Below are 5632 nucleotides of genomic sequence, written 5' to 3' on the forward strand. Positions count from 1 at the left end.
ATCCTGGCAAACATCGCAACCAAACATCCAGTCGGCAAACTGTCCTTTTTTATCGTCGGGCAGTAACAGGTCCTTTAGTTCAATAGTATAGTAGGAAATACACTGGCTGCCATTGATCACTTTGCCTTCTGTGATAGCGCCGGTAGGGCAAGCCTCTATACAACGGCGGCAGCTGCCGCAATAATCTTTGGCAATAGGATCATCATATTCCAGTTCAAGATCAACAATGAGTGTAGCTATGAAAAAGAACGACCCCTGTTGTTTGGTGATGAGGTTGCCGTTTTTTCCTATCCAGCCCAGTCCGCTGCGGTGGGCCCAGCTGCGTTCCAGTACAGGGGCCGAATCAACGAAACCCCTTCCCTGAACTTCGCCAATATGTTCGTTGATGAGCGCCAGCAGGGTATGCAGCTTTTTTTTGATCACTTCGTGGTAATCGTTCCCAAATGCATATTTGGAGATGTTGGGTGTGTCGCTTTGCTGTGTTTGTTGCGGAAAGTAATTCAGTAATACCGTTATTACCGATTTGGCGCCAGGCACCAGTTTAGTAGGATCAATGCGCAGATCAAAATAATTCTCCATGTACTGCATATTGCCATGCAAACCTTTGCTGAGCCATTGCTCCAGCCGCCGCGCATCATCTCCCAACTGCTGCGCCCGGGCAATGCCGCAGAAATCAAATCCTAATTCGCGTACGAACGATTTTATTTGTTGGGTATGGTATTCTTTATTCGCCATTCAAGATCCTGAATTCATCTGGTAAATATGCCGACGGTTCCTGGATACGGAACTTCTTCCTAAAACCCGATGGGGTTAATTGCTTTAGTTTTAAAAACTGTTTATTGAAATTGGCCAGGGTATTGAACCCGCTTTCGATGCTGATCTCCAGTACGGTTTTCTGGGTATCGATCAACAGCTTGCAGGCATGGCCAATGCGCACTTCATTTAAAAAATCAACATAGGTTTTCTTGGTGCATTTTTTAAAATAACTACAGAAAGCCGGGATGCTCATGCCGGCCGTGGCGGCCACATCGCAAAGCGCAATAGATTCCTGAAAATTATCGATGGTGAACTGGAAGATCCTGTCGATGCGGTCTTTATTCTTTGCCTGAAAGGTTTTTACTTCCTGGGTGCTCACGGTTTCATAGTCATGCGCACCGGTTATTATTTGGAGGCATTCACACAGCCTGATGATGCGGGGAAAACCCTGTAAATGTTCCAGCTCAATCAGCAATGGTTTTAATTGTTGCCTGGTGGCGCCCTGTATTTTCAATCCCTGCATGGCTACCGCAAACAGTTTTAGAATGCTTTTGCTTTCGGGCAATTGCATAAAACCCGGTCCCCAGAAATCATCGGTGAATTGAACCACCACTGCAGCTGTAATAAGGTCTTTATGGGCCTTTTGAAAGGTATGAGGCAGATTGCTGCCGAGGAAAAAAATATCGTCGGTTTTAAACTCACCTATATAATTACCAATAAAAGCAGCGCCTTCGCCTTCAAGGAACAAAATGAGCTCGTATTCAATGTGCTGGTGCCAGGGCACTTCAAAATGCGGCGTACGGTAGGTGCGCGCCACAAAAGAGGTGTTTTGAGAAAGCGGTAATTTTTCAACTAAAGGTTTCATGCTGGCTGCTTAACCACTATTTTAAGCAAAAATAAACATATATCTTATCGATTATATTAAAATAGTTTAGGTTTTTGTAAATAAAGTGGTAGGCCATCTGATTAATATCCAATAATTTCGATTCTTCGATAAAGGTTTTTGGTTAACAGGCAGCAGGTGTAGGGCCAGGAATCAGATCTCAGTCTAAAGCTTGCTGCCTTTTCTAGGTCTTCAACACATTTTCTCATTCTTAGAAATTAGTCAGCTGCCATATGCTATTGCTTGGAATTGATGTAGGCACGTCCTCTATTAAAGTTTCTGTCGTAGACGCCCAGACACAGCAGTGTAAAGCATCTGCCCAATACCCCGAAACAGAATCCCCCATACTATCTCCCCAACCTGGCTGGGCCGAACAGAGCCCCGAAATGTGGTGGGAGCACGTACAACTGGCTATTAAAAAAGCACACGCTACCGATAACTATAACCCTGCCAATATTGGCGCCATTGGTATTTCGTACCAGATGCACGGATTGGTGATGGTTGATGACAATCAGCAGGTATTGCGCAATTCTATTATCTGGTGCGACAGCCGCGCTGTTGAAATTGGTGAGAAAGCATTCAAGGCCATTGGCAAAAAACAAAGTCTTTCGCATCTGTTGAATTCACCCGGAAATTTTACCGCCTCCAAACTGGCCTGGGTAAAAGAAGAAGAACCGGATACCTATAAAAAGGCGATGCGTATTATGCTGCCCGGCGATTTCATTGCCATGAAAATGACGGGTGAGATCACTACCAGCATTTCCGCTTTATCGGAAGGCATTTTCTGGGATTTCAAAAAGGACAGGATCAGCAAGGATGTAATGGAGTATTATGGTTTTGATGACAAGCTGATCCCCACTGTACAGGACGTATTTTCAGACCATGGGCGGCTGAAAGAAAGCATAGCCGCTTCTTTATCATTAAAAGCCGGGATCCCGGTTACTTATAAAGCGGGCGATCAGCCAAATAATGCGTTGTCGTTAAATGTGCTGGAACCCGGTGAAGTGGCCGCCACCGCCGGCACCTCCGGCGTTATTTATGGCGTAAGCTCTGAACTCACCTATGATCCCGAATCGCGTGTAAACACATTTGCACACGTTAATTATACCAATGATGAAAAGCGGTTGGGCGTGCTGTTATGTATAAACGGTACCGGTATTTTGAACCGTTGGGTTAAAAATATCTTCACGCCGGCCATCAGCTATAGCCAAATGAACAGTGAAGCGTCAAAAGTGCCAATTGGCGCCGATGGGTTACGCGTGCTGCCTTTTGGTAATGGCGCCGAACGCATGCTGAACAACCAGATCATAGGCGTGCATTTCCATCATATTGATCTAAACCTGCATTCACAGGCGCATTTGTTCCGCGCCGCACAGGAGGGCATTGCCTGCGCATTCCGCTACGGGCTTGATATCATGCGCGAGAATGGCATGAACCCGCAGGTGATAAGAGCTGGTAAAGCCAACCTGTTCCTAAGCGACCTGTTTGTAGAAGCCTTTGTAAATACTACGCATGTACCGGTTGAATTGTACAACTGCGATGGCAGCGTGGGCGCCGCTATAGGCGCAGGCATTGGCGCCGGCGTATATAAAACTCCAAAAGAAGCATTTACCCAGGTAAAACCTTTGACAGTAATTGAGCCAACGAAGAAGAAGGAGTATAAGGCGGTGTATGAGGAGTGGAAGGGGTTGTTGGATAATATTCTGGATTAGAGTTGACCAGTTGATCAGTTGACGAGTTAATAAGTTAACGAGTTAACAGGTGATAGGGTTGACAAGGTTGATAGCGTTGATAAAGGGATTGGGAGCTAAGAAAATAGCTGCCAGTTCAGAAGTTGCATTGCCGCGTTGCGGTTCTGCCCTCTGCCCTTTGCCTGTTCCTTAATAATCGAAATTCTCACTTAAATAATAAATGTAACTATATGAGCATTCTCACTGGCGACAAAGAATTCTTTAAAGGCATTGGCCAAATCAAGTATGAAGGCGTGGAGAGCGATAACCCATTGGCCTTTAAATGGTATGATGAAAACAGAGTAGTGGCTGGCAAAACCATGAAAGAGCATTTACGGTTTGCGGTTTGTTACTGGCACACCTTCTGTAACACCGGCGCCGATCCGTTCGGTCCGGGTACAAAACATTTTGCCTGGGATGCAAATACCGATGCCGTAGCACGTGCCAAGGATAAAATGGATGCGGCATTTGAATTCATTACCAAGCTGGGTGTTCCTTACTATTGTTTTCACGATATAGACCTGGTTGATGAAGGCGCCAACATCAAAGAATATGAAAGCCGGTTACAATCCATTGTTGATTATGCCAAACAAAAGCAGGCAGCAAGCGGCGTAAAATTATTATGGGGAACCGCCAATGTATTCAGCAATCCCCGCTACATGAACGGCGCTTCTACCAATCCTGATTTTGCAGCTGTGGCCTATGCCGGTACACAGGTAAAAAATGCGCTGGATGCAACCATCGCCCTGGGTGGTGAGAACTATGTGTTCTGGGGTGGCCGCGAAGGTTATATGAGCCTGCTGAATACGAACATGAAGCGTGAGCTCGATCACCTGGCGCAATTCCTGACCATGGCGCGTGACTATGCCCGCAAACAAGGCTTCAAAGGCGTGTTCTTTATTGAACCCAAACCTTGCGAACCTACCAAGCACCAATACGATTATGACAGCGCTACCGTGATCGGTTTCCTGCGTCATTACGGACTGGATAAAGACTTTAAATTGAATATTGAAGTAAACCATGCTACGCTGGCCGGACATACCTTCCAGCACGAATTACAGGTGGCTGCCGACGCCGGTATGCTGGGCAGCATCGATGCCAACCGCGGTGATGACCAGAACGGCTGGGATACCGATCAGTTCCCCGTTGATCTGAATGAACTGGTAGAAAGCATGCTCATCATCCTGGAAGCGAAAGGTTTTGCCGGTGGTGGTATAAACTTCGATGCCAAAACCCGCCGTAACTCAACCGACCTGGAAGATATCTTTATGGCGCACATCGGTGGTATGGACACTTTTGCCCGCGCCCTGGTGATCGCTGATAAAGTAATGCAGAAATCGCCTTACCTGAAGTTCCGTAAAGACCGCTATGCCTCTTTCGATAGTGGTAAAGGAAAAGAGTTTGAGACCGGCGCTTTAAAGCTGGAAGACCTGCGGGAGTTCGCATTATCGAACGGCGAACCCAAACAGACCAGCGGTAAGCAGGAGTGGCTGGAGAATATCATCAATCAGTATATTTAGTATAAAGTGTGGGTTTTGTGGTCGTAGGTGTGTGATGTAGGAGGTAGGAGGTAGGAAGTAAGAAGTAAGAGGTAGGAAATACAGATGGTAGAGAGTTAATTAAACTTTTCGAATATCGGGTTCTTCATACTTCTTACATCTTACTTCCTATTTCATTTCTTGAAACGCCATCCGCATCTCACTACACTTGGAACTGTTAACATTACATAAGTAACCAAACAAACGCTTGCCATATGCATTTTCTTGGTCCGATCGACTGGTTATTCGTAGGCCTGTACCTTGCCGTCATTGCTGCGATCTCCATCTGGTCAATAAAAAAAGCAAAAGACTCACCGTCCGATTACTTCCTGGCCAACCGTAACCTGGGCTGGTTTGTGATCGGCGCGTCGATCCTCGCCTCCAACGTAGGTTCAGAACATATTGTAGGTTTAGCCGGAACTGCCGCCAGCACCGGTGTAGTGATGGGGCATTATGAACTGCATTCCTGGATCATTCTTACGCTGGGATGGGTGTTTGTGCCCTTCTATATGCGAAGCATGGTGTACACCATGCCCGAGTTCCTGGAAAGACGTTTCAACGCAAAAGCAAGGTGGCTGTTGTCGATTATCCAACTTATCAGCTATGTGATCGCAAAAGCGGCGGTAACCATTTATGCCGGCGCCCTGGTGTTTAACTCTCTGCTGGGTGTCGACTTCTGGACAGGCGCCATCATTCTTGTAGTAGTAACGGGGGTATATACCATC

At 46.4% G+C, this 5632-nt stretch carries 5 protein-coding genes; 3 read left to right on the forward strand and 2 right to left on the reverse strand.

Features of this window, described 5'->3' with window-relative positions; all coding sequences use genetic code 11:
• Both queG and ACJ751_RS22470 read right to left on the reverse strand, forming a co-directional pair.
• Positions 1-735: tRNA epoxyqueuosine(34) reductase QueG (gene queG / locus ACJ751_RS22465; RefSeq protein ID WP_407747772.1), on the reverse strand; the 735-nt coding region annotated here is incomplete at its 3' end.
• Positions 725-1621: an AraC family transcriptional regulator gene (locus ACJ751_RS22470; RefSeq protein ID WP_407747773.1), complete on the reverse strand. Its 897-nt coding sequence runs from the start codon at positions 1619-1621 to the stop codon at positions 725-727. The genes ACJ751_RS22470 and queG, both read right to left, overlap by 11 nt.
• A gap of 251 nt (positions 1622-1872) precedes the next feature.
• On the opposite strand from ACJ751_RS22470, the gene ACJ751_RS22475 reads away from it, so the two are divergent.
• The 3 genes from ACJ751_RS22475 to ACJ751_RS22485 all read left to right on the forward strand — a co-directional run.
• A complete protein-coding gene (locus tag ACJ751_RS22475; RefSeq protein ID WP_407747774.1) occupies positions 1873-3351 on the forward strand; it encodes a xylulokinase in 1479 nt (492 codons plus the stop codon).
• Positions 3352-3560: 209 nt separating this feature from the next.
• Complete coding sequence (xylA, locus tag ACJ751_RS22480; protein WP_407747775.1) at positions 3561-4889, forward strand: xylose isomerase; 1329 nt, start codon at positions 3561-3563, stop codon at positions 4887-4889.
• Positions 4890-5122: 233 nt separating this feature from the next.
• Positions 5123-5632, forward strand: a 510-nt coding sequence (locus tag ACJ751_RS22485; RefSeq protein WP_407747776.1) for a sodium:solute symporter family transporter, incomplete at its 3' end; no start/stop codon positions are given.

The organism is Niastella sp. (genome assembly GCF_045805085.1).
In the GTDB taxonomy this organism is placed as follows: domain Bacteria; phylum Bacteroidota; class Bacteroidia; order Chitinophagales; family Chitinophagaceae; genus Niastella.